Origin of the sequence: Adonisia turfae CCMR0081 (genome assembly GCF_011009555.1) — a bacterium.
Lineage (GTDB): Bacteria > Cyanobacteriota > Cyanobacteriia > Phormidesmidales > Phormidesmidaceae > Leptothoe > Leptothoe turfae.
On record NZ_QXHD01000003.1, the window covers coordinates 544978 to 569191 of the forward strand.

Below are 24214 nucleotides of genomic sequence, written 5' to 3' on the forward strand. Positions count from 1 at the left end.
CAAAAGTAACACCAGCTCTAGCGTTAGATACTGCTGTTCATTGAGATGTTTACGGCAAATCGTTTGGTATACTTGAGGCAACATTTTATTTTTTGTGGGGGCTGCATAGTCCCCTATTTTTTTGCCCTTTTAGTTTCCCAAATCATTGCCGACTATAGGCTTGAAGTTCCTTGTCACCCTTTAAGCAGAAAAACTTTCAAGTTTGTGTCTAACACTGCTAGACGAAGATTTAGGAGCGTTTAATCAATCCGATCTTCCAATTTACTCCTATTTTGGTGAAAAGCACTGTGATGTCATTGCTTTGCTAAAACATCTGTCTAAGGCCAACAATAAGGGACAACGGGAATTAGCGAGATTTACGGATTTTATTAACTCATCAGTGATCGTCTCTTATAAGACAGATGGTGAACTTTTCAGTCGCCTTTTACGTGTCGATCAGAGTATTCTCGCTCAAGAGCTATGTGGTTTAGGCCTGTACTTTCCAAAAACTGAACAAGATATCTCTCGCTACAGTTCACTTGCCTTGTATCAAAGTGTCGATTTAGTCGGCTTGTACAAAACAATCTTCAACTGTGGATGATGAGGTTTGCGATCGCAACCTCAATCCCATCACTCTAACCCCTCAAAACATTGCTGAATTACCCCCCGGTTATGCACTCCCATCTCCCAAGCCAACTTCCCTTCCTCTGAAGTCAACCACTGCAGCGCCGCCAATTCAGCCGACGATAGCACCTTAGCCTGGCCCCCCTGCGTAACCCGGTGGACCCCAACGGCATACCCAAAGCCTACCCCACCAAACATCAATAACGCTGCTATCCCCAAAGCCGGTAAACCTCCCCGTATCCAAAACTGTTTATCGCTGACCCGGTCAATCCGCTCACAGTGCTGAGTGACCGCTTCTTCCACCACCTGACCCAGTTCCGTAGCCAATTCCTTGGATAGGTCGAAATGCTTCTGAGCCAATATCCCCCGAAGCTGCTCTTTGAGGTCTTGAGAGATCGCCCCAAAGCTTTTAACTTCGTGTTTTACCTGGTCCTGAAACGCTGCTGGTACATGGGCTAGCTGACTCAGGTTCTGGAGATTGGCCGCATAGATGGAGCTAATCACTGCTGCAATTGGGTCTGTTACCCGGACCCCATACTCGGCCAGGATTTGAGTAACTGCCTGCTTCGCCTCAGCACCATATTGCTTGAGAACGGAATCAAGAGACTTAGGAGTGTGATTTGTAGCTATCGTCATCGACTTACCTCATGGGATGGTGGATTATGATAATGTTGTGCCCGTAGCATTTCCTGTTGCGCCTGGGCACCCAGAGTTTCAAATTGTTGTGCGTCATTAGGCGTAATGGTGACGTGCCTGAGTGTCCCCTGCTCCACCTTGAGTAAGGGTTTACCGTCATAACTAGTCACCGAAAAACTCAACCCATCGGGCGAACCGCGTAGATGATACTGATCGATATTGGTGGCGAGATGTTCATCTGCCTGAGGCTGGCCCCATTGGGTCAGAATGTGCTGCGTACGCTGAATAAAGCGCTCAGATAGAGCAAAGGCTCGATTGTCCGCCGCCATGGCTCTAGCATCCCGTTCGGTAAACTCTCGTTCTCCACGACCCACCTGGGCGATCTGGGCCTGATGCTCCGGTCCCCGCTGCATTAATGAAGCCTTTCGGTACCAATCTCGCAATTCATCGAGGGCCGGAGCACTCAGGAGGTCTTGTTCCAGATGCTGATAGGCCTCTGGTTGGTGGCACAGCTGCTCATTCCAGTCATTGAAATCACTCTCTGGATAGAGCGTGCTAGCCTCGGGTATCTGCTCCAGAACCCGCGCACTGAGATTCATCCCGGCAGCATCGTTATTGAAGGCAGTCAGTACTTCTCCACCCTGGTCAATGTGGTGCTGGAGCTGCTCGACAGGTAATGGACTGTTGCCATTGAGAGCCAGATAGAGGGTGTGGTCATTGCGCTCCATGGCTGCTAACGATAACGCCTCAATGGGGGATTCGGTGATCACAATGCGCTGAGTGTCAGCACCTGTGTGAAACAGAAACCAGCCGTCTGATTTGGATGAGCCTTTGGTGATGTGTTTGTAGTCACTACCCGTGCCTCGAATGGCATAACCGGTAATGGCTCCAGCCCTGAGTGTGTTGGAGACTTCTCCTGTGAGCCTATCTTGGTGCAGCTGCTGCATGGTGAACACTGCATTGCCGCGCTCATCGGCAAAGACAATGCCCTGTTGGAAAGCTTGATTGACGATATCCGCTGGAATCTGTCGGTCCTGGGTGAGGTAGGTATGGACCTGACCCCAGTTGGTTGAAGCCATTTTCGGAATTACTAGGGGCTCTACTGTAGGCTGCTGAGCCGCTTCCAGGATGGCCTGGGCTTCTTGGAAAGACGGAACAGGCACCATGGATTCTCCAGTGAGCCATTCCACGGCTTGCTTAAAGTCCCAGTCTTCATTGACGTGGAGGACTAGGTCGATGCATCCACTGCCGCCTTTATGGGCATGCCAATCATTGAAAAGACCCTTGTTGGCAGAGATGGAAATGACATGGCTCCCAAAGTGCCACTTAGACTTGTCGGACGTGTAGCGTTCTAACCCGAGGGAAATTGCGACCTGTTCTAAATTCATGGCTCGTGCCTGGGTAATCAACGCCTCACGATCCTGCTGGACTATCTCCCGTTGAGCGTTAGCGCTCAAGGGTTCTAGTGGGGAGATTTCTAGTGGTTCTGGATTAGGTGGTGAGATCTCATTGTGTTGAATGGGGTCTGTCGGTTCAGGATTTTCCCAACTGGGATCAGCTCCTGCTGCATCCAGAGAATAGTCTCCAATGCTGGTCGGTCCATCCAATAGAGATGGCTGAATCTCTTCAGGTTCAGGAGACTTCGGTGTGAATTCTTCTGGAGAAGAGTCTGATATTGCCTCTTTTTTAGGAGGCTTTGATATTATCTCTTCGGGTTCAAATATTGGCTCTTCTTCACGAGTGATTGTCGCTTGAGCCAACTGTGTCCGTGCGGCTTCGCCAAAGCCCTGGGCACGGATATTCATAGCAAACATCTTGGCAAAGGTGCGGTCACCCCCTTCATAGACTCGATGCTCCCCACCACGAAACGCATCCTGCGTAGCCGTTTGGTCCAACTGCAGAATGCCATCGGGCAAGATATTAAAAACCATTTCCCCATCATGAACGAGGTCCCCATTCACATCGATGTAATGGGTGAGATAAAGCTGATAATGGTTCTCGGCTAGTTTGTGGGCTTCGACAACGAGAGGTATGTAGGGCTCATTGAGAATCTTGAGATGAAAGTCATCACCTTTTACCACCTTTTCCGCTAGGTCTGCCTCATAGAGAAATTTAGAGACAAACTTCTCCGCCATTCTCGACTGATATTTGCTCAAGGCGACTCGTTGGATCGGTTGGGTGTTGTCTGAACGTTGAGGTTCTTCAATGGTAGTTTCTAAAGCAGGTTCAGGTGCAGAATTCTCCTCAGCGGTTACTCTTTCAGTCACTGTCAAAGATTCTGATTCATGATCAGAGGGTGAGATTGCATCTCCTTTTGCAAACAATGCCTCTAACGACTCAATGTCTTGCGGTGTTGGAGCATCCACATAGGGCACCACATTGCCTTCAATAAACTCATCTTCCACATCCAATACCTGACCGTCGGGAGCCACTTCCAACTCAGGAATTTTGACGCCCATTTGTTCTCGGGCCTCAGGTAAATATCGTGGGTCTATACAGGCAATCGGATTAATTGTGATGATGTAACTAAGGGTACGCTCTGCATTCTCAGGTGGTACCAATGCCCGCATAGTGTCCCCACGAGAGACAAAGTCTTTCCCAATGCGGTCAATCAATAGCGAATTGAGATAATAGGCCCCACCGGTTTCCTTGGCTCTGGGTGCTTCTAAAATCAATCCTTCTCCACTACCATGGAGTCGAATCGACAAACTCCCATCCAAGGTTTTAAGTCCACCGCGTCCTTTGGTTACCTCTGTTAGAAATGTGTGGACCTGCTGAGCGGTTTCAAAGACCACCGGTTCATTGCGGAGCTTGTCGGCAATATCAAAAGACTTGGGTAGCAATAGCCCCTGACGAATGCGACTCTTGTGATCCGTAAAGTTGAGCAGCTTGCCTTCCGGATAGCGATCGCACGCCTTCACCAAATTCCCGGTCAATACCTGCCGCTGCTGCCTGACATCCTGCTGCTGGAGATCAAACAGTTCGTAAATGGACTTCCCGGTCCACATATCTTGCTCGACCGGTTCCATGGTCAGCGCTTCCTTGACAGTCTTACCTTTGCGCTGGGTGCTATTGAGGGCGGATAGAGGGATGGCCATGGATTTAACATCGCCATTGCTGAGGGCCACTCGGAGATGCCAGGAACTGGGAACTGAAGGTGCGCTGCCGCGATCGCAATGCTCCACTCCAGTAACCACCCCATAAAACGTATCTGCCGTAGTTTGATTTTGCTGTCGTGTAATGCGCACCGAGGTCCCTACCGAAAAATCTTTCAGCTGTTTCGTGACAAATGCCAGCTGCGCATCCAGCTTTTGGGTGAGCTTGTCGATCTTCTCCTGGGCAGGAGCTTCAGCTCCTTCAGGAAGGCTTTCCAACTGTTGTCGTTTGAGCACTTCTAGACTGGCCAGTTTTCTGTTCTTGTAATGCTGAGTACTGGTGGTGACCGATTGAATCATGGTCTCTGAGCGTTCATGACCCTGGTCCTTAAGACGGTCCCAATGGGCTTCGGCAACCTGCTGACTGAGGGGCTGTTCTAAAAACTCCCGTACCTGGTGAGCTACCTGCACCTGTGTGAGTGGTTTACTCAGAGACTTGGCGTCAATGACTTCGAGATAAACCGGTCCACTAAATTCAGTTTGAAACTTAGTGTCTGCAGGTACCACTTCCATCCGGGCAATGGTGCGGGCATCCAAATCCAGCTGGTCGGCCTGGAGAAGACTTTCTCCCATGGCTTCCTTTTGAGCCACCAGGTCGGCATAGCCCGTCTCAATGAGCTGGTAGGTCCGCTCCTGTTCGGCTACCGGCAACAGCGGTAAACGTCCCGTCACCTTGGATACCAGGTCTAAATCATTGTCATTGGCCCTGCCTAGTGGGTCATCCAGTTGCTCATTGAGTTCGGGCATTTCTTCGAGCAGCTGGGTAATCACCGTCTCGCCGTACTCATTGAAAAAGTCCACGACACCCTGAATAGAGGTGGCTGTTTCCCGGTCTGCGGTGACATTGGCATTAAGGGTAGCCATCTTACGGCTGAGGATGGCAGCGGGTCGTTTTTCGGCGGGTAAGTCTGTTGTCAGTAGTTTGTAATTGGGCAGCTCCACCTGGCCGGTGCGGTGGATGCGTCCCAGGGTTTGCATAAAGGTGTTAATGTCCCGGCTGGCCTGGGCCACAATCATTACCCGTGGCCGTTGGTCGGCAAAGGTTTCTGAGGCATGGAGAGAAATGCCAGTGGAGCCGGAGCGGTTGATAATGATGACATCCGCCTGGCCGCTGTTAAAGTTATTAACTGCTGCGATTTTGCCATTGGTGGAAATCTCTTTGGCTGAACGAGTCTTGTAGACAGCTGAGCCATCGGCGTCATAGTCAAGAACCGATTTTCGTCCCGTGACTTCAGTGGTGTTGTAGCCTGCTTGTTCCAGGCGTCCTCGGATATAGTCAATGGGGCTAATGGGAATCTGGGAGAGATCGCTATCATCAATAATGTCTCGGGCTTCCATGTAAGCGGCCATACCATCGATGCCCAGTTCCTCATCGGTCATGGGGCGGCGGTCTCTGCGTCCAGCATGGTCACTGATGGAGATATCACGGGAGCGCTCCAGATAGCGGGCCAACAGATCTGAAAAGGTAATATTGACCCGGTCTCCGGGTTTAGCATCATGGGTCTCCGCCCAGGCATCGATAAAGGCTCCCATAGTATTGTCTAAGGCGATCACCGGCTTGCGTCCGGCTTCTAGTTCTTGAATGGTGGTCTGAACTGTCGCCTCTGCCTTTTGAGCCAACAACCCCTGCTCAATGCAGTTGTGCATCAGGCTGGTAAAGTTAGTGGATTTTACGCCCACCTGGCCGATGGCATTGTCCAGGGCCATGCGTTTGGCTTCTTTTCTCAGTTCCTTGCTGAGGCGTTTCACTTCCTTGTGCTTAGCCCGATCAAACGCATTAATAGCCCGCATCGCCGCCGAAAACTGATCCGCAGTTTCTTTATCGGCAGGAACGGTGAGCGTGTCAAAGGACACCCTTTCAAAGGAACGTTCCCGGCGCATCATCTGACCGGACTTAACGTACTTGGCCGCAATCACCTGTTGGAGCGGTACGCCACCTACCCGCAGAGTGACTTCTAATGACCGATGTTTGCCCACCGCGTAGCGCAGATCGGTACTGCGGGCATAGAGGTCCATGACATCAGGCCGTTTGGAATAGGTGGCACTGCTGTAGACCACGCCGCCGCCACTGGCCAGCGTCGTATCAATCAACTCGCGCATAAATTCGGCCCGGTTGGGTGGTGCTCCATTAATCTGCCAGCCGGTCTGGGGAGACCCGCCCGCTTCGTGGCTTTCATCGCAGATAAAGATGGCTCCCCGTTCAGCCAGCGATCTTAAAAAGTGTCGCCGTAGGGGTTCTTTTTGAGCCACTGTTTGAATCTGGCTGTAGGTGGTAAACACCGCATCATAGGAGCCCAGATTGCCTAGCCCCATCAGCCGGTTCATTTCTTGTTCCTGCTGGTTATGACTGCCAGTGCGCAGCATCGCCCCCTTACCCAGGTCAATCTTGGCATTACTGTCGGTCACAAAGGGAGCAAAATCTCTTACGCCGATGGTTTCTAGGTCCCGCAGAATGTCCTTGTACAGGGCATTCTTTTGGGTGAAAAACACCACCGGTTTTCCCTGGCGAGTGCTGTAGGCCATCAGGGCTGCACACTGACAACCCTTGCCAATGCCTGTTTGGTCACCAATGACAAAGCCATTACCTTGGTTGAGATTACTAATGGCCAGCCCAATGGTGTCAATCTGTTCCGCGTAGAGCCGCTGGTGTAATTCACCAATGGAGCTGTAGCCCAGGCTGGTGCGGACAAATTCATCGATGTTGCCATGCTGTTGCTCAAAGCGAGTGAGAGCCACCTGGGCTGAATTCGCCATATTGCGCGGAATCAGGGTATCCATGGGACGACCCTGACTGCGCGGTTGATAGGGCACTTGGGTGGTGTCTTTGGGGGTGGAAACAGGTTGAGCCATGGCGGTTGCTAGGGTTTCACTGTATCGAGCCAGGTGTGGAGGGTAGTGCTGTTGTGCAGATCCAGCCCGTTGGAATAGAGGGAGCTGTCTGGGGTTAGGGGCGGTATGGTCAGGTCGGCTGTATTCAGAACTATTCTGACGATCTCGTTGCCCTGGACTAGTGTCTGTGCCCAGTCCTGACACCACTGAATCTTGCCGTCTTCGTCCTCCAGACTGTCCGGCAGGTTCGGTGGCATCTGGGTGGGGGCGGTCTGGGAGAGAAACTGACTCAGGATTTGGTGAATGTCCGTCAGACGATAGCCTTCTGTCGTCATCGCTTCCCACATCAGCCAGCTCAGACGTTCCTCCATCAGTGTCCGATAGATGCGGTCCGTCAGGTGGGTGTACTCCTGGGGGACCTTCACCGTGAGAATCTCTGGACTCTTCTGGGGGCTCCAAAGGTAGGGATAGGTGGGATAGGGGAACATCGGGTAATCTCTCCTTAAGCTGGTCAAAGGTGTTGAGAATGGGCGGGACATCTACGGCGGGCAAGGCTCGAACAAAGGGATCATCCCGCGATGACCGTCGCCCCTGAATCACAATCAGATCAATATCGGCACCGGCTCCCTGTTTGGCATAAAGGTCACCATCCAGGGTGAGATGATTGGTGACGGTGTAGTGGCGATAGAGAGTAAAAAAGAAGCCACGGGTTTCACGCTCGTTGTATTGGTTGGCGCGATACTCATCGGTGATCTGTTGAGTACGACGGTGGGGCGCAGCAATGATTAAGACCGCTCGACCGTTATCCTTGAGCGCATCAAGGGCCTTAAAGGCAATGGCATGGTCTAGCTGAGCACTCCAGGTATCACCAATGGCAAACCGTTTGCTGTGACCCGTTGTCGGATCTCGGGCACGACCAAAGGGCGGGTTGGTAATCACCACATTAGCAATGCTTTGACCAGGACTATAGTCACAGGCATCATGTTGAGTCAGCTGTGTGTATCCCTGGTGTTGAAGTTCTGTCAATCGGTCACTGTTTAGTTCGTTGCCGATGACCAGGGCTGGATTCGCCGAAATGAGTAAGGCTCCATTGCCTGCAGTGGGTTCATAGACGGTGGTGTTGGCATCAATGCCTGCCAGGGTGGCAGCAAAATAGGCAATGGGAATGGGTGTGCTGTAGGCTTGCTGGGCCATGGAGGTGGAGGTGCGCACGGCCAAACGAGGCTGATGGCTGAGTAAATCAGTCAGTCGGTCAAAGGCCTGGTGGGTAGTGATGGGTGGTGCAAGGAAATCACTGCCTGAGATTAAAATCCGAGCACTGCGGACGATAGCTTTTTCAATGGCTTCATCCACTTGTTTGTGGTCGGAGGAGAGCGGATCCAGGGACTGGTCCAACTGATCATTGGCAAACTGTCGGGCCTGCACGATGGTGGAAAACCCGTTTCCAGTCAGAAAATGGGCCTGAAACTGCTGAATGAGTGTCTGTTGGTCCGCTAAATCCATGGATTAGGCCGGTAATTGGTCTAGTTCGCCGGAGCGTAGATAGAAGACGGTTGCTTTAACAAGATTGGTAATGGTAAGAGGCACCTGGTCTTCAGTGGGTTGCCATTGCTGAAGTTGTTGCACCATCCATTGATTCCAGGTAGGACAACAAAAGACGGTTTGCATATCGACAGGCCAGGGTTGCATCCAGTCTGGAACGGTATCGTGTTCGGTTAGTTCATAGGCTTGGGCTTGAAGGAGGGCTTGAATATCGATGAGTTCTTTTCCCAACTGGGTAAAATCATCGGCGGTTTGGGCAGTGAGTAAATTCATGGGTACAGTCGACATGGAGGACACCGGAGCAAAGAACCCATCTATGGTGACCCACGCCGTGCAATTTGCGGCGGCTGTTCTGGTAAACGACCATCCAGGTCATACCAGTGATGAGCCGGTTCGGATTGGGCTATAAGGGTGACTGTTTGTTCAGACAAAGAAGTGATTGTTGAGACAACCTCTGGCTGAATCGTCATCATCTGATCTCCCGAGAGATAGTTGATGACGTAAAGCTCATCCTCTTGGGCACGGATAATGAGACCACCAGGATAATCCGTGCCATTAACAGTGATGGATTCATTGTTAGGCACGATAAGAATGAGTTCTGTATGGGCTTGGTCATCAAGCAGGACCTGATGATTACTGGCCTGAACGGTAAGAGACTCCGTTGTTTCCCACAGCCGTTCACCGGACATGATGTCGTAGGCACTTAAGGGAGCTGTACTGCTGATATGGGCTTGGGGAGTAACGTCACGCAGTACTGTGAGATCTGTAGACGAATCAGGTGTTTCTGGAGTCTCTACGTCAGAGTTCTCAATAGTGGGTGACGGCGGCAGTAGTGAGACCGCTTCCGAAGTCACATCAGGACTATCTGTAGGGATGTGTGGTTCCGAGAGAGCGAACTCAGTCGGTTCTTGCCCTACTGGAGCTGGTGGCTCAGGTAGTGGAAGACTTTCAGATGTGCTTGCCACTGGCACTCGTTCAGGACGATAGGTGACAAATTGCGGGGCAATTGTCTGGGGTATGGGCACAATGGCTGGTGGTGGTGGTACAACAGTCGGGAGATTATGGGGAATGGGTTTGTCTATCTGAACGGGTTGAGCTGCCTGAATCAGCGGATAATCTGATGTTAATGGTTGTGCATCAGGTTCTGTGGGTTGATTACCCAGAATGACAGGTGGTGTCAAAATGCCTGCGGCGAGGGTGTAGGAAATAAGGGTTTTGACCATGATGGAATTTACCGTTCGAGATCTGGACTGCGGGATGGTTGTGGCATAGTTTGTTGTTGCTGTGTAGTTTGCTGCCAAGCCCGGTCAAAGGTGGCCTTTTCCTGGGGTGTCATCTGGGACGAAATCTCACCTTGAGCTGTGGACGAAGCGACCACCCGATTGTCCGCTTTGTTGTAAATCACCAATGAGCGATCCTCATGGCGAATAATGCCTTGGGATTGGGTTGCTAGCTGATTGGTATGGGCCAGGCCCAGCTGATGATGGGCAAAGGAAATGGCTTTACTGCCTTCAGGAGCCAGGTCTTCGAGATAACGCAGCTGGGTATTGCCCGTAGGGTCAGCCATCACCTGATCTAGTCCTACTGACTGGGTGCGTGTATGGACCCGAGCAAACTGTTGGCGCTGTTCGTCGCTGAGATTGTCCTGGAGGATGTGATACTGATTGCCGTGCTTTTCAAAGCTAAAGAGCGTTTGATTGTCCTTGTCACGCACTTCGTAGCGATTGTCGTTTTGGAGAATGTCAAAGTCTTCTCCGGCGTACCGTTTAGGTGGTTTCGGTTGAATCGGTTCACCGTAGGATTCTATGAGTTCGTCCGCGATCTCAGCCATGGGCTCTGCAGGTGTTGGTTCGGCCCATGGATCATCGATGGTTTGACTCGGTTCTTCAGACGGAATGACCTCAGCAGGTGCTGTTTCTACCTGGAGTGCTTCATTCGTTTCCGTCATCTGCCCCTGAGTATCTACCAGATCGGCAAAGAAAGCTGCCATCGTCTGAGAATTGTTGTTGTCTCCAGGTGTTGGAGCGGTATCAGCAGCAGGTACCTGATCAGTTTCTTCAGTTGTTTCAGTAAGCTCAGCCGTTGAAATTGGTGTGGCCTGAGAGGAAACAACTGTGGGTGTGATGTCCTCAACAACAGGTTGTGCAGTGGGTGTTGCCACAATAGGCGAAGTGGGCACTGAGTGATCAATGTCTAAACTCGGCGCATCGATGACGGTAAATAAATCATCCACGGCACCATTGGTGGCTGCAGCGGCGGCATCCGGTGTGTATTCACCATAGTCAGCTGCTAAGTCAGCCAGTGCCGCTGCTTTTTCTTGCACCGCTGTACGGTCTCGCTGAAATTCAAAGACAGTCCAATCGAGGCTTTTATCAACTGCTGAATAAATGCCATCAGGTGTGACTGAAAAGCGATATTGTTCTGTTTCAAAGGCAAGATTGCCGTCACCTTGAAGTTCCCCACAGCGTTCAGTTGTAACGGCGATAATATCAGCGGCCTGTTGTTGAGATCGCGTGAGTTCTAACTCAGTGGGAGGTCGGGTTCTGTTTTGGAACCACTGTAGACCCCGGTCCAATGCCTGTCGTGTGAGACGAGCGGCTGTTGTCAGCATCTGACCCGTAATCGCGCCATTGGTGCGGACGGCTTCGCGTTCTTCGGCATCCAGTTGTGTGTATCCCGTTTGCATTGGACAATCTCCTATCGATGTGACTTAAATGCGTCTGGATATGGTTTGGGGTGAGGCGGTGAGGGCATTGCCTGTTGGCATCGTGGTGTCGTTGCTGCGGGTGAGAGGTAGCTTGGTCTGAAATTCCTGTTCTCGAATGGTGACCGCTTTGGGATCTTGAGGGGTATTGCCGATACCTCGTGAGATCAGGCTATTCCTGAGCTGTTCCCAGCACTGGATGCTCAGGGTTTGGGCCTTGATCTCACGGGGAGTCACCTTGATTTTGAGCTTCTGGGGAACTGAGCCTTCTTTACGGCTGCCATAGGCGGGGTTGATGTAAATGCAATGACCTTGGGGCAGTCGGTTAAACTGTTCTGGCGCAAAGAGACGACGGGTACGTTCTTGATCCGCACGAGTGATGCTGCTTTTGCCACTGCCGGTATTGCGGGACTTCGACTTGTAGCGAATCTCTTCATCGCCAAGCATCCGACTAAACATGTCAGCGGATTCCGCACTTTGGGGATTGAACATAAATTTTGAGGCGGTGCCGCCAAAGATAGCCTGGGCTAGCTCTTTTCCATAGGCTTTTTCCAACTGCGTCTGGTTTTGATAGCCGATGAGAGTACAGAGGCCATCTTCCCGATTTTCATTGAGCCACTGCACCAGATTGGGCAGATACAGCGTGGGTAACTCATCCAAGACAACTACCAGTGGATCTGTACGAGGCCGGGTAACATTGCGGGTGATCACCATGTGGAGAACAGTGGCTACCAGAGGCCCGACCACATCCCTCTTATTACGGTCCATGCCAAAGATGAGCAGTCGTTTCCCGGTCATATCCAAGGGCAGGGTGGACTCTCCACAAAAAGCTGGTAGCATGCCCGCTTTCATAAATCGGGTAAAGACCAGTGCTGCTGTGGAGACAATGGAGGCGACGGTCTTTTCAGACTTGGCGGTACTTAATAGCTGACCAAAAGCCACACCAACCCAAGGATTCACCGCATTAATGCCTTTGAGCCGGTTAATGAGATCCGGATCGCTAAGGATGGTGTAGGCCGTCATCACATCGGGATGAGGTAAGGCTTTAGCCAGTAGGAGGGTGGCTTCCACCAGTTGATCGCCTGAATTGGAGAAAAATGGATCGTCCGATTGAGCGGCTGAAAGTTTGAAATTCCGATTGAGAACTTCTGCGATTTGACGGGCGGTGGCCGCATCAGTGGCATCGTGGATAAAGTCCAACGGATTACACACCTGAGATTCAGGAAAGCCGGGGGCAAAGATATTCACCTCATAGCCTGCGGCTTGTGCCAGGGCCGCTACCCGCTGGGTTTGGGCCGGATATTTGAAATCATAAAGGCACAACGGAAACCCCTGGGTAATGGCAGACCGTATCACCGGGTCAATCACACTAAAGGTTTTACCGGTACCCGATCCACCAATCACCGACATACCGCGCTGTGCATCCGGGATGTAAATCGTTTTATGGTCTCCAGAGACGTTGTATTGAGTTGGTTTCTCCTCACGGTGAACAACATTTATTTTGGGACCGTTTACCCATAGGGTGACCTTATTTTTCTCACGTCCATTAATTTGTTGTTTGGCTCGTTTTTTTGCTCGACTGCGGTCGCTCCCTTTCGCCCACCGACTGGTGGCTAGTCGTGATTTACGACCACTTCCTTGATTGCCCAGGATGACCAGTGCCAGAATGCCGACCGCACAGGCTCCCAGGATGCCTAGTTGCTGGGGCGATAGTGAGGACAGATAGTTTGCTGATGGTGAGGCTGGCTGTGTGGAACCAAGGGAGTCGGCCATGGAATTACTCAGGAAAGGAGGTCAGTGCTGAATTGGCCATAGAGATAACATCCGCATTGGGAGCCATTTCAATGGCAAAGAGATAGCGAATGCCATCGCGCTCCACAATGACTTCGGTATTGCCTGGATTGGCATAGGAATACCAGGGCAGAACTGTTGCTTCGGAGTTATCAGCAAGCGTGACGGTTTCAATGGGATCGGGCGAGATGTGGGGGGCTTCCGCTAGTACTTCGGTGCGCTCGGTAATCAACTCATCAAGTGAGTCTGGCTTAAAGTGAGAAGCGGTGGAACCGATGCGATAGCCTTGGACACGGGCATAGTTACAAAAGCCTGCATCGGCGCAGTTTTCTGTGAATCCATAGGCCACATAGTAGCCATCGGGACCGGTGTAAATAATCTCGGGATAGAGAGGACTCTCAATGGCCAGCACCGTCTCATCCGGTATCAGAACCGGGACTTGCGTTTCTGATTGAATCGCCTCAACGGTGACTTCGTTAGACTGAGCCAGAAGGGATGACCCGGTGAAGAGTACAACCACACAGGCTGCCAGAATGAGGAGTGGTCTCGTGAGTAATCTCATGGTGTGCCTATTGGTTATCAATCATGGAGTTCGCGATCGCAATCAAATCCTCAGGTGCAACCCAACCCCCAACGTAGTAATTAACCTCTTCGATCAAGAATGAGAGTTCGGGTGGTTCCTCATCGGTTTCACCTGCCGGAAGAAAGTAGCCGACGACTTGATTATTGAGAGCAATTTGCTGAACCGTCTCCGATGAGAGAGTGTCGATACGTTTGCTACCTTCACCGGCTGAGATCGTAACCGTTTGAAACTCATTAATGTCAATGGTGATCAGGTAGTGGGAGGCACTGGAACTGGTTTCAAAGCCAGTAAATTCAAAGGGGATTTCAGCAGGCAATAGTGGCGTAGTCCAATTGGATAACACCTGTTGATAGGCGTTTTCTAATCCTGGTGGTGTCTCAAACGCATGAACCGGTGACAACTGCATGACGACAATTGCGGCTGAGATGAGAAGGAATGACAGAAATTTAATAGGTCTTATGGGTTTCATGATTTCTCGTTGAGATTATGTTGTTGTGCCAAAGCTTTGCGTTCTAAGAAGAGGGTGAGGGCGGCACCTCCTCAGATTCCGTGATCCCTAATGGAGCCGCCTCGATTGAGCCAATAGCTCCTGTGGATAGATCGATCGTGTTAATCGTGCCGGAACCGCCCGCAGCTTGAACCTGCAGGAATCCCCACGGATCCACAAATTGACCGTCGATTTTGACTTTGTAATCGAGATGGGCTCCTCTGGATAAGGTATCTTCTTCACCAACGGCACCAATTTGGGTGCCAGAGCCTACAGGGACGTTACAATCACCCAGTCCACATCCTGTTGCCGCTTGGACGGAGCTTAATGATAAGTGATTATAGCGCTGTTCAATTTGACGACCGAGGGAATCGGTGGTCATGACAACAACCTGAACGCTGGGTTCCCCAGTCGCACGGGCATTGCCAATTTGTTTGACGGATACGAGGGTGCCCTGGGAGACCGAGCTGACTGCGCCCCCAGCACCTCCATTAGCCCGATAATCGAGGTCGATACCGCCATGCCAGCCGTTTCTGTAGGCCCGATAGGCATCAAAGCGTTGAAAGTCAGCGAGCTGATAGGTGTTGAGTAAATCCTCAAGGGAGGTGCCGCCAAGGGGCGAGGAAATGGTGCCATCGTCTGCATCACAGTTTGAAGCGGCTGTGCCGTCCGACCATTGAACATCATTTGAATCGGTATCTTTGATGTACTCATAGATGTGACGACCATAGCTACCGATAGTTGAGCGAAGATCGCCGTTATTGATGATGCTTCGTGCTCCATTCCAGTCAAAGGAATCGCCATAGCCATAATCGTCCAGGCTGCGGGAGGTAAAAATACCATCGCGCATGCCGATGACTGTGGCTGGAGCTGCAACCGATGGATCCAGCATTTGATCTGGATTCTGGTAGGTATTGGTTCCCAGAATATGGTCAATCTTTTGATAGTTAGCGGCCCAGGTAATTTGTACATAGCCGCGACCATAGTAACGATGACCGGTGGCACTGTGGATAGCACCATAGTCTCCTGGACCTGTGCGTCGTTGCCAGCCGGATTCAAATTCTTCAATCGGGCCACGGAATAAGGCTTCATGACCTGTGGTTGATAGGATGTAAGCAATGTGGGCCGGATCGGTGACCCCCTGCTCTAGAGCGGCACCAATGAGTAGTGGGGCATGTTCTCGGACACCCGCTTCATCCCAGCCTTGACCAACAATCCGACCATTGCGGTCATATAACGGCACCGTGAGCAAGGCGTCAACAGCTCGGTCAACGATGTCTCCTGTGACACCGCCTGCGCCAGAGAAACAGGGATTTTGGCGATAGCGATTGCCATTACTCCCATAGCGAGAATTGCCGTAGTTAAAATCATCGCCGGATAACTTGATATCAGGGGGCGTTACTGGAAAGATTGCTTTCTCTTTGATTCTGCCAATAGGAATCCCTTTGGGGGTAGGAAAGACATAGGGTGTGCAGGTTTTTACAAAAAAGATTGTCTTACAGGTACGAAATGAAATCGATACCTGGACCGACCCATCAGCCTCATCAAGATCGTTAAACAGAACGCGAAAGCCTTTACCAAAGGGATGATTGCCTGCCGGACCTTTACAGCCAAAGGGAATACACAGAATGCCATAGCCATCGGGGACCGGCTGATCGCTGGTCATCCAGGCAAAGCCGCTAAGACCCGAAGAGGGTGGTGTACCGACTTCATCGAGTTCTACATGGATACAGCCGCCCCCTTCGCAGGGCTCACCATTAAATTTGTCGCCTTGGGTGACTCCACCGGAAACCACCCGTAGCCGATCATGCTCTGGCTCACCTAAGGGCACATCAAGCCTTCCCATGCGGATAATCTCATTGAGAACCGGTGGTTTTGGAAAGGCGCTGAGGGTGAGTTTATCCGTGAGGCCAAGGGCTTCCAAATCACCCGCAAACGCATTTTCGAGAGAATCCAGATCTTGGATTGGGGTGGCATTGAGTCCAGGAATATCGAGGACGCTCCACTGGTTGAGCTGGTCACCTAATTCTTTTAGCTGGATATCAGCGAGGGCAGGGTTACTGCCACTGAGGAGTTCTCGGACAGAAACGGCTTTATCACTGCGTCGGCTCAACATGGAGCTAATCTGTGAGCTAGCGTCTGGCAGCTTTGCCTGATAGCTCTCTAGAGCAGCCATAACGACTGAATTCCGACGAACCGTGTCTCCTGCGAATTCAGGAATCGCCTCAGTTAGCTCTCCCAGTGAGAGATTGCCAATAGCTTCTCCATAGGCCGATAGCGGAACATCTCCTAGAGACACGCCTGTCTGTTGAGTAATATCGCCAAGACTCCATTCACCCACCCCAAAGGCCGTATTCAGCAAACTCATGTTGAGATAGTCCTGGCTGGCGACCCGATTGCCAGGCAGCATATGGGAAAGATTGATATTGGGTGCTATTTCACTCAGCTGCACCTGAGCGGTTTCATCGGAGAGATCGATGGAGGCAAAATCATCGATGGCCATTTGGGAGAGATCAAAGACTTCACCCTCAAGGACAGAACCGTCATGTTGTTCAACTTGATAGAGTGCTGTGGGAGTGTAGCTCTGGGCCATGGCACTGGGCGATATCAGGATACATCCCAGTGCAAACCAAATGAGACTTAGCAGTGTGATGAGACAAGAGCGAATCATAGGACGAGTCCTGATTGCAGATTAGTGAGCGCCCATAGCTGCCAGACGGTCAATCAAGGCACGGGAGACATCGGATTGTGAGATGGCATCATTGAGGGAGAGATTGCCGGACGATGCGAGGGCGAGAAAATTTTGGAGTTTGGGCCATTCCGGGCTTTGGGTATCGATGAGTTGTTGCTGTTGCGCTTGCTGTAGACCCCGGCGAATTTCAGCTAGCCGCGTTTGAACCTGTCGGCGGACAATTCCCGGTGGCTCATAGGGCCTATCTGGAGCGATCTGAATAGCGGCGTAGGGTGTGGTGGCTTGAGGAATTACATCGAGGATAAAGGAATAGAGCACCTGTTGGTTTTGAGCATCGGTGGCGACGATGGTCATCAGGGTGCTGTGTCCACGAGCTGCGCCAGGAAACTGGTTACCGGCATTGGCTGGAAAGTCGATAGCATTGGCCAGCTGCCGGATGCGGATGACAGAGGCAGAACCACAGTCTCCTTGATTGGTTTGGCCACAAAGCGGTGTGTCCGTGTTGAAGACCAGGTGAGAGGGATCATCGAGCCAGACAGATTGGATGCGATGACCTGACGCGATAAATGACAGAGTGATGCTGTGACCCCGTGGTATAGAGAGCTTGGTTAAGGCAGCTCCGTTCTGGCCTTGGACTTGAGAGATGGGGAGTTCGAGCACCTGAAGTGCTTGGGCGGTAGGTGCTGAGATCGCAAGACTGGTCCAGGCAACCGTGAGTGAGAGTAACGCGCTAAAACATTTCATGAGTGTCGCTCTCCTCAGATCTGCATCGGTTGATTGACAAAGAGCTGTACTGGAGTTCCGGCTGGTAGATACCAGGTTGATGGACGCTCAGCGAGATCTTCAATGGCCTGGTCATTGCGGTCGGCTAATCGTTCCGCTAAGGCACCGGCTCCCCCTTCGAGAACAGCGCCTAAAAAGTTTGGATCGTCATATTCAGTGGCGATGGTGCCTTGAAAATCTGAATTGATGACTGTAGAACTGCGAGGCCGATTTAAGATGGTGCCGAGATTTGCCAAGCCACTGATGACAAAGAGACCCGCATCCATTGAGAAAATAGCTCCACCTGGATCGTTAAATCGATCGGCAACAAGAGGATTGCCATCCTTCCCACGAATGTGCAGATGTCCGTTAGGAATGGAATAGGACTGGTCATCTCGGAGGATGGCGAGAACATCCAGAGTGGCGACTCCAGATTCAGTATCCATCGGGGCTACGGTGACAACCAGCTGAGCAGCTCTTGGAAAGACAATTCGCTCGTCTGCTGTCATCAAGGGGGCATCCAAGGTGACGATGTACTTGGGTGTGTCTGGTGATCTGGAATTGGTCACCTGACTTCCATCTCCGGGCCATAGGATGGGTGTGGTAACAGTCGCTGTTACGGTTGTTCCGACCGGAATGGTTTGAGTGGTGGGATGACGCATTCCAGGAATAGGTGTGTAGCCATTTACATAGGTGCCAAGAGAGGATTCTGGTGTTTGGGCAACCGCTGGTGTGTTAGTTTCAGGAGCTGGAACACGAACAACTGGCTGTTGAGGTGCTGCGGTGCCAGGGGATACGGTGCGTGCAGGTCCAATGGTGGTTTGAGATTGGCGAGTGATGGTAGGTTGTGGTGTTCGGTTAGTCGTGTTGGGGCGAGCTGTGGGTTGAGCGTTGGGTTGGGTATGGGTTACAAATTGCACTTGACCGAGAGTGCCGGACAGGGCAAACTGTTGCCATTGCTCCCAAGGACCGATGGGTTCAGGCGCTATCTGCACCGCTAGTTGTGATTGACGCATTGGCTGGACGGGGGCTGGTTGAACTGGCGCGGGTCGTGGGACAGCGGGTGCAGGTTGTGGAGCGGCCCGAGTAACAGTATCTGTGGATGATGTTTCCTCATCTGAACTGTTATTTGAGGGGGCATCATCAGCTTCTGTAAGCGGATCACCGTCGAGATCCTGCAAATCCTGGGCCTGGTCTTTGAGCGCTACTTCAGTTCGTAATTCTCCCAGTTCACCTTTTTCATCATGGGTGGGTGGTTCTAGAGAGAGCGTTAGCTGATCGTCCGCTTCATAGGTGGTTTCAGTGGGTTCATTCGTCGTAACGGTGACAGGCCGAAAGATTTGGTTGGTGATCAACCCAACTAATAGGGCAACGACAGAGACTCCGCCAGCAACAAAGAGGAGTTTGGTGGAGCCCATTTGGGAGAATCGACGAGGGCTAGGCTCATCCTCAGGATGATGGAATGCTCCATTGCCGTTGTCGGGTTCAGCGGCGGTGGACTGATCAAAATTGACGAGCTGTGCCATCTCTCGATAGGCTGCGTCCTGGTGTAGATCGCTCATGGTCAGTATGGGGGCTTATTCAGTGAATTCTTGAAGCTGGAGATCTCGCATGCCGGTGATTTCTAACCCCGATAGCCGAACCGCGTAAATGGCAGCGGCTAAGGGCGTGAGCGTATTGGGTGCCGGTGGTGGGGGCACATTAATGGACTGAACGTAGATGCGTTTATTGAAGGGAACAGCATTGCCAGTTGGTGTTTGGGGAGAATACACCATTAAATCGGCCACCACATCAATACTCCAGGCACCAGGGGTATCGGTTTGGGTTGCGGGATAGCCCACCTCACGGATTTTGAGGACCACTTCTTTTTGGCCTGCAAAGATATCTTCTGGGGTCATGGTGGCCAGCTTCTGCAAGAACTCGGTGCGGAATTCTTCTTCTAAAGTGAAGGAGGCCTGCCAGGCAGGTGTAGTGACCTTTTTAGTAAAGCCATCCTCGATGTCGACATCGATACCGGCATCCTGGGGAGCTGAGGTGATTGAATCAAATTTGCTGGTCGGTTCAGAGGAGGGCAGATCCGCAGACCAGTTCATTAGATAGATGAGACTATCGGTAACAAATTTACGAATCACCTCCGGTTCACGGTCATGATTGAGCGTTTCATTAACGCGGATGCTGGTACCATCGGTGAGCTGAACTAAGGCTGCGGCTGGTTTCTTGGCTAGATAACGTGTGTAGGAAACGTTAGACAGAATAAGGATGGCAATCAGCCCAGATAGACCAAGATTGGAGATGAGTAAGATCGCGAGAAAACTCTTTTGCCCAACTCGTGTCCAGTTGGTGCTTGATACGGGGTGTTGTCCATTGAGGTTGGTCACCGATGCTCCAAGAGAGGCATCCGCTGGCCGATGACTGTTGAGAAAACGCATCATGATTTACCTCCAGGGTAGATATAGGAGCTGATACCAAATGAGGCAATGCCGAATGTGAGCTGTTGAACGGTGGCGAGCATCCCATTGAAGACCGCCATGCCACCCCCTGCAGCCATGGCAAACGAGAGAACGGGCGCTAATAGACCCAATAAAATCATGTTGACCATGGGATCTAGGGGACCGGCCTGATAAATCATGGTGACTAACATAGCGGTAACCACGTTAAAACAGAGCTTGGCCAGACCTACAGAGAGAAATGAAATAATCCAGGCATAGAGGGCAATACCGCCCAAGGGTGAGAGTGTGAGTCCTAGTGCAATGGGCCCTAACATGGCTGTAAGGATAAAACTCAGCTCGACCAGATAATGAAAGGCATTTTGGAGCGCGGCTAAAAATGCCTCAATGGCCAAACTGATAAGGGGATTAACAACAGCACCTTTTAAGTTAACCGCGAGAAGCGGATTATCTCTTAAGTCTGAAATGGCTGTTTTAACTAGATTGGTGAGTCGATTTCCCCAGGCTGTGGTGCCATATCGGGCATTGAATCCATCCACAATGGCCGTAGCTTGTTGATGCCCCTGTTCTAGACAGGCGACTAGCTGTTCATTGTTGGTCATGCCATTGCACTGAGCCCGCACATCACGGATCGCTTTTTCAGCATTGCCATAGTCCAACACTTCATTGAGGTGGGTCTCATAGACCAGGGACGCATTGGCGATTTCCAGGACCTGAGCATTGGTTTGGTTGATCAAAGCTCGCATCGTGGTTGAAGTTTGCCGTAGCAAGCTGGCATCATTGCTAAGCAGAATGACAACGACCAGTGGCCAGACCAGCTGAGACATGGCATCGTAGGATTCATCGGCCAGAGCGGCTCGGAGAAACTTGTACATAAAGAATCCGAGCGATAGCAGGGCAAACAATCGACCGATATTGACCAGCGCAATGTAAATCTGACTGGGTTCACCAATAAACAACGTCCAGGATTCATCCCAGGCATTGGCCATTTGTTGAGACAGGGCTGTGCCACAGTTGAGGGCGAAGTCATTCTTATCGAAGAAGGGACTGACGCATTCTTCCACTACCTCGGGTATTTGACTAAAGAGAATCGGATATAGCATGGTTACCTCATCACATGAACTAGCCGGGTGGTGCGGGCCGCATCTTCTGTAGCTCCCGCTGAAGTGGCCATGTCTCGCTGAATGGACTGATTGAGTTGTTGGTTGAGCAGCTGCAGGTTTTTGCCATTCACAAAGGTGCCATCACGAATCTCACGACCAAAGTGAAGATCAAGGACTGATAGCTGGGTATTAATGGCATCCTGTTGCCGACCGTAAGCCACCTGGCTAGAGGTGGTGAACTGGAGCGACACCATTCCAGATAGGGCGGTTTTGAGCACATCTTGAGTGCTGGTTTGCTCGTTAGTAGAGGCTACGACTTGGTCAGCGGCTTCTGCTTGCTGGGCCAAGGCTTGAATGGATTGTTCAACCAGTGCTTTGGAGTTATCCGCTCCAGTTTGAGCTGCCGTGAGTCGTTGTTTGGTGGCTGCTTGACCTTCTTCTGAGAGGCCAATGGCCGTCATCGCTTCAGTGAGGGTACCAACGGCATCTACGTTAGCAGCAACTGTCGGATTTACGCCCGGTGTGATGCTGGCTGATGCGCCACTGAGGACCGATAGAACCGGTGGTGTGTTCCCACCAGGGGTATTGGTGCCACCACCAGGGGGATTGTTGCTGCTAGGACAGCTTTGAGGTAAGAAACAGTTTTCTCCTCCCAAGATATCGCCCAGAATGTCATCAAAGATCTCACCTGGATCTGGTAAGCCCATATCTCCCAGGATGCTGCCGAGGTCGATATTGCCGAGATTGAGAATATCCTCTAGACCGACGATGGAGAGATCTGGAATGCCCGCTGTAATATCGCCGAGGACACTGGAGATATCGGGTAGGTTGATACCGAGATTGCCAATGATATCGCTGAGGCCGCCAATATCACCCAGGCCACCCGCATCGATGGACCCAAAGTCGATGTTGCTTGGAATCAGGCTGGCGTTAGCGGAGGATGTTGTAAGGGGCAAGGATAAAAGACAAACTGCTGATAGAAGGCCGATCAGCTGCCGTCGAGTGGGGTGACGGGATTGAGTTTTCATAGGAAGTCTGGATTAAGCAACCAATGGATGAATCGATGGGCTCTTAGGCAGTTCAATGGCACGTCCCTGTTGGATAGCCGTGACTAGGGCATGGGAGAAGGCGACTAATCCTGCTAAGGGAGATTGGCCGTGTGCTTCAGCCTGCGCCATGTAGGCATCACGGGCGGTCTGTTCATCGGGGTTATTCGCGACAGCGGCTAACTGCAGATACGGGGCGTAATACCGACACACGGTAAAAATGCCGGTGTCTTCTAACAGCCATTGACTGTAGAGTTCATCGCGTTTTGGAAAGAAACTCTCACTCGCATTACGAGCGATGAGGTGAGGAGGAACCTTGAGAATGTGGGTGAAATTTTGTTGAGCTGCCGGTTGGATACGACCGATCAGCTTGGTGGATAGATTCGGAAAAATATCAGCCGATGCCTTGGCCCGTGCGATAGTGACCGGATCTTGAGCTGAGATAATTACCCGTACTCCTGATTTAGCACCATTAGCACAGAGACGAGCAACGAGGGCGGCAACCTCTTCGTATTTGAAGAGAATTGGAGCTTCGTCAATAAAGAAAATAGAGGCGGGAGAGGCCAGGGCTCGACGGACGGCGGCTGAATAACAGGACAGCGACAGGATAGCTGCATCTTCATCGTCACTCAACCCGCGCAGGGCAAAGACTAAGAGCTGGGCATCGGTGCGAAATGAAGACGGTTGACCGATGGCTTTGCCCACGGCTGAATCGAGCCAGAAGTTGAGGCGTAGATTGATTTGTGAGATCGCATCCTCAGCTCCCTTCGATACCTCTGTATATTGCTCAATCGTGTCCTTGGTACAAAAGCCCAAATAGTCCCTCAATGTCGGCATCTGACACCAGGCAGCAGAGCCCACACCGTCAGCCAAAGCCGCATCATACCGCTGCTGAATGGTAGGATTCTCAAAGAACGTGGTCAGCGCCAGGGTGAGCACCGAGCGAATATTCTGTCGCATGATGCGGGTATCGGCACTAATATCTTCGGTGGATGCCCCAAAGACCATGGTCATCAGAGCACTCACCAAAAAGTTCTTATAGTCCTTCATCCGCTCCAGCTGCTCATCACGGGGCAGATTGTGCAGATCGGGAATCTCAAATAAGTTGTTGGACTCCTTTGAGATATCGAAATAGGCTCCATTGTCACCTAGGAGTTTGGTGTAATCGGTAAAGGTAGATGACCCGTCCTGCTTTGGAAAGTCCATCGCTACCACCGGCATACCGTTGGCTAAAGCATGGGTGAGGATGCCAGAGACTAGAACAGACTTTCCTGAGCGGGTAGTTCCAGCAATAAAGAGATTCCGATGGGCGTTGTAGAGGTCGATATGGATGGGTGTTCCGGCTTCTTCGGCGATTAGCTCAAAGCCTGAGCGATCCAATTGCTTGGTCATCAATAGCGGCATCAAACCAATAGCTTCGCTGGCCAGATAGGTTTTTTGCCTGCGAAAGGGCGTAAATAACGGACGCTCCAACGTGAGCTGAGGCTGACACTGGAGCCAGGTGCGCCAGGCATATTCTCGCTCCCGTTCTAGACCTGCAGGCCGCTGGAAACAGTTCATCAAAAACCGACAGGCATCATCCAGTTCTCCTTTGGTTTGTCGTCGCACCAAAACGACTAACGACAGCATCAGGGGAATATCCCCGCTGTAGAGCTTGGCCTGGGCTTCCGTGGCAATGGATGAGCGGAGCTGGTTGACGACATCGATAGACGAATGCCGAGCCGAGACTTCCTGGGCGACGTTGGCCTGCTTTTGTAACCGCTGGAGATCTGCCTTGATTAGATTGGCATTGCCCTTGGATAAGGTACACACCAGCGTGACATCGGAGACCGCA

16 protein-coding genes are annotated in these 24214 nt (G+C 51.5%); 1 reads left to right on the forward strand and 15 read right to left on the reverse strand.

What is annotated here, in order from left to right; translation table 11 throughout:
- Positions 1-202 precede the first annotated feature (202 nt).
- Complete coding sequence (locus DXZ20_RS03045) at positions 203-580, forward strand: hypothetical protein (protein WP_163696333.1); 378 nt, start codon at positions 203-205, stop codon at positions 578-580.
- 29 nt (positions 581-609) lie between these two features.
- Here DXZ20_RS03045 and DXZ20_RS03050 read toward each other — a convergent pair whose 3' ends face one another.
- The 15 genes from DXZ20_RS03050 to DXZ20_RS03120 form a co-directional block, all read right to left on the reverse strand.
- The gene (locus tag DXZ20_RS03050; RefSeq protein ID WP_163696335.1) at positions 610-1239 is read right to left on the reverse strand and encodes a DUF6753 family protein; all 630 of its coding nucleotides are present in this window, start codon (positions 1237-1239) and stop codon (positions 610-612) included.
- Positions 1236-8726, reverse strand: a complete 7491-nt coding sequence (locus DXZ20_RS03055) for a strawberry notch C-terminal domain-containing protein (protein ID WP_163696337.1) — start codon at positions 8724-8726, stop codon at positions 1236-1238. The genes DXZ20_RS03050 and DXZ20_RS03055 overlap by 4 nt, the downstream gene beginning before the upstream one ends.
- Positions 8727-8729: 3 nt before the next feature.
- Positions 8730-9053, reverse strand: a complete 324-nt coding sequence (locus DXZ20_RS03060; RefSeq protein ID WP_163696339.1) for a hypothetical protein — start codon at positions 9051-9053, stop codon at positions 8730-8732.
- A gap of 26 nt (positions 9054-9079) precedes the next feature.
- Entirely contained in the window at positions 9080-9988 is a 909-nt protein-coding gene (locus tag DXZ20_RS03065) for a hypothetical protein (RefSeq protein ID WP_163696341.1), read from the reverse strand.
- An 8-nt stretch (positions 9989-9996) separates the two neighbouring features.
- A complete protein-coding gene (locus DXZ20_RS03070) occupies positions 9997-11451 on the reverse strand; it encodes a hypothetical protein (RefSeq protein WP_163696343.1) in 1455 nt (484 codons plus the stop codon).
- 24 nt (positions 11452-11475) lie between these two features.
- Positions 11476-13242, reverse strand: a complete 1767-nt coding sequence (locus tag DXZ20_RS03075) for a type IV secretory system conjugative DNA transfer family protein (RefSeq protein ID WP_163696345.1) — start codon at positions 13240-13242, stop codon at positions 11476-11478.
- Between the two features lie 4 nt (positions 13243-13246).
- Positions 13247-13822: a hypothetical protein gene (locus DXZ20_RS03080; RefSeq protein WP_163696347.1), complete on the reverse strand. Its 576-nt coding sequence runs from the start codon at positions 13820-13822 to the stop codon at positions 13247-13249.
- Between the two features lie 7 nt (positions 13823-13829).
- Positions 13830-14249 (reverse strand): hypothetical protein, encoded by a 420-nt coding sequence (locus DXZ20_RS03085; RefSeq protein WP_250565577.1) that lies wholly within the window; start codon positions 14247-14249, stop codon positions 13830-13832.
- Between the two features lie 106 nt (positions 14250-14355).
- Positions 14356-17001 (reverse strand): hypothetical protein, encoded by a 2646-nt coding sequence (locus DXZ20_RS03090; RefSeq protein ID WP_163696351.1) that lies wholly within the window; start codon positions 16999-17001, stop codon positions 14356-14358.
- Between the two features lie 21 nt (positions 17002-17022).
- The gene (locus DXZ20_RS03095) at positions 17023-17766 is read right to left on the reverse strand and encodes a hypothetical protein (protein ID WP_163696353.1); all 744 of its coding nucleotides are present in this window, start codon (positions 17764-17766) and stop codon (positions 17023-17025) included.
- 14 nt (positions 17767-17780) lie between these two features.
- Entirely contained in the window at positions 17781-19346 is a 1566-nt protein-coding gene (locus DXZ20_RS03100; RefSeq protein WP_163696354.1) for a TrbI/VirB10 family protein, read from the reverse strand.
- Positions 19347-19361: 15 nt separating this feature from the next.
- Positions 19362-20216, reverse strand: a complete 855-nt coding sequence (locus DXZ20_RS03105) for a hypothetical protein (protein ID WP_163696356.1) — start codon at positions 20214-20216, stop codon at positions 19362-19364.
- The gene (locus tag DXZ20_RS03110; protein ID WP_163668388.1) at positions 20213-21334 is read right to left on the reverse strand and encodes a hypothetical protein; all 1122 of its coding nucleotides are present in this window, start codon (positions 21332-21334) and stop codon (positions 20213-20215) included. Before DXZ20_RS03110 ends, DXZ20_RS03105 begins: the two co-directional genes overlap by 4 nt.
- Before the next feature lie 2 nt (positions 21335-21336).
- Positions 21337-22362: a hypothetical protein gene (locus DXZ20_RS03115; protein WP_163696358.1), complete on the reverse strand. Its 1026-nt coding sequence runs from the start codon at positions 22360-22362 to the stop codon at positions 21337-21339.
- 12 nt (positions 22363-22374) lie between these two features.
- Positions 22375-24214: hypothetical protein (locus tag DXZ20_RS03120; protein ID WP_163696594.1), on the reverse strand; the 1840-nt coding region annotated here is incomplete at its 5' end.

Bases quoted from the DNA above. Each gene is read 5' to 3' on its own strand.
- DXZ20_RS03050 (WP_163696335.1), bottom strand. From the start codon at position 1,239: ATGACGATAGCTACAAATCACACTCCTAAGTCTCTTGATTCCGTTCTC.
- DXZ20_RS03055 (WP_163696337.1), bottom strand. From the start codon at position 8,726: ATGGATTTAGCGGACCAACAGACACTCATTCAGCAGTTTCAGGCCCAT.
- DXZ20_RS03060 (WP_163696339.1), bottom strand. From the start codon at position 9,053: ATGTCGACTGTACCCATGAATTTACTCACTGCCCAAACCGCCGATGAT.
- DXZ20_RS03065 (WP_163696341.1), bottom strand. From the start codon at position 9,988: ATGGTCAAAACCCTTATTTCCTACACCCTCGCCGCAGGCATTTTGACA.
- DXZ20_RS03070 (WP_163696343.1), bottom strand. From the start codon at position 11,451: ATGCAAACGGGATACACACAACTGGATGCCGAAGAACGCGAAGCCGTC.
- DXZ20_RS03075 (WP_163696345.1), bottom strand. From the start codon at position 13,242: ATGGCCGACTCCCTTGGTTCCACACAGCCAGCCTCACCATCAGCAAAC.
- DXZ20_RS03080 (WP_163696347.1), bottom strand. From the start codon at position 13,822: ATGAGATTACTCACGAGACCACTCCTCATTCTGGCAGCCTGTGTGGTT.
- DXZ20_RS03085 (WP_250565577.1), bottom strand. From the start codon at position 14,249: ATGCAGTTGTCACCGGTTCATGCGTTTGAGACACCACCAGGATTAGAA.
- DXZ20_RS03090 (WP_163696351.1), bottom strand. From the start codon at position 17,001: ATGATTCGCTCTTGTCTCATCACACTGCTAAGTCTCATTTGGTTTGCA.
- DXZ20_RS03095 (WP_163696353.1), bottom strand. From the start codon at position 17,766: ATGAAATGTTTTAGCGCGTTACTCTCACTCACGGTTGCCTGGACCAGT.
- DXZ20_RS03100 (WP_163696354.1), bottom strand. From the start codon at position 19,346: ATGAGCGATCTACACCAGGACGCAGCCTATCGAGAGATGGCACAGCTC.
- DXZ20_RS03105 (WP_163696356.1), bottom strand. From the start codon at position 20,216: ATGATGCGTTTTCTCAACAGTCATCGGCCAGCGGATGCCTCTCTTGGA.
- DXZ20_RS03110 (WP_163668388.1), bottom strand. From the start codon at position 21,334: ATGCTATATCCGATTCTCTTTAGTCAAATACCCGAGGTAGTGGAAGAA.
- DXZ20_RS03115 (WP_163696358.1), bottom strand. From the start codon at position 22,362: ATGAAAACTCAATCCCGTCACCCCACTCGACGGCAGCTGATCGGCCTT.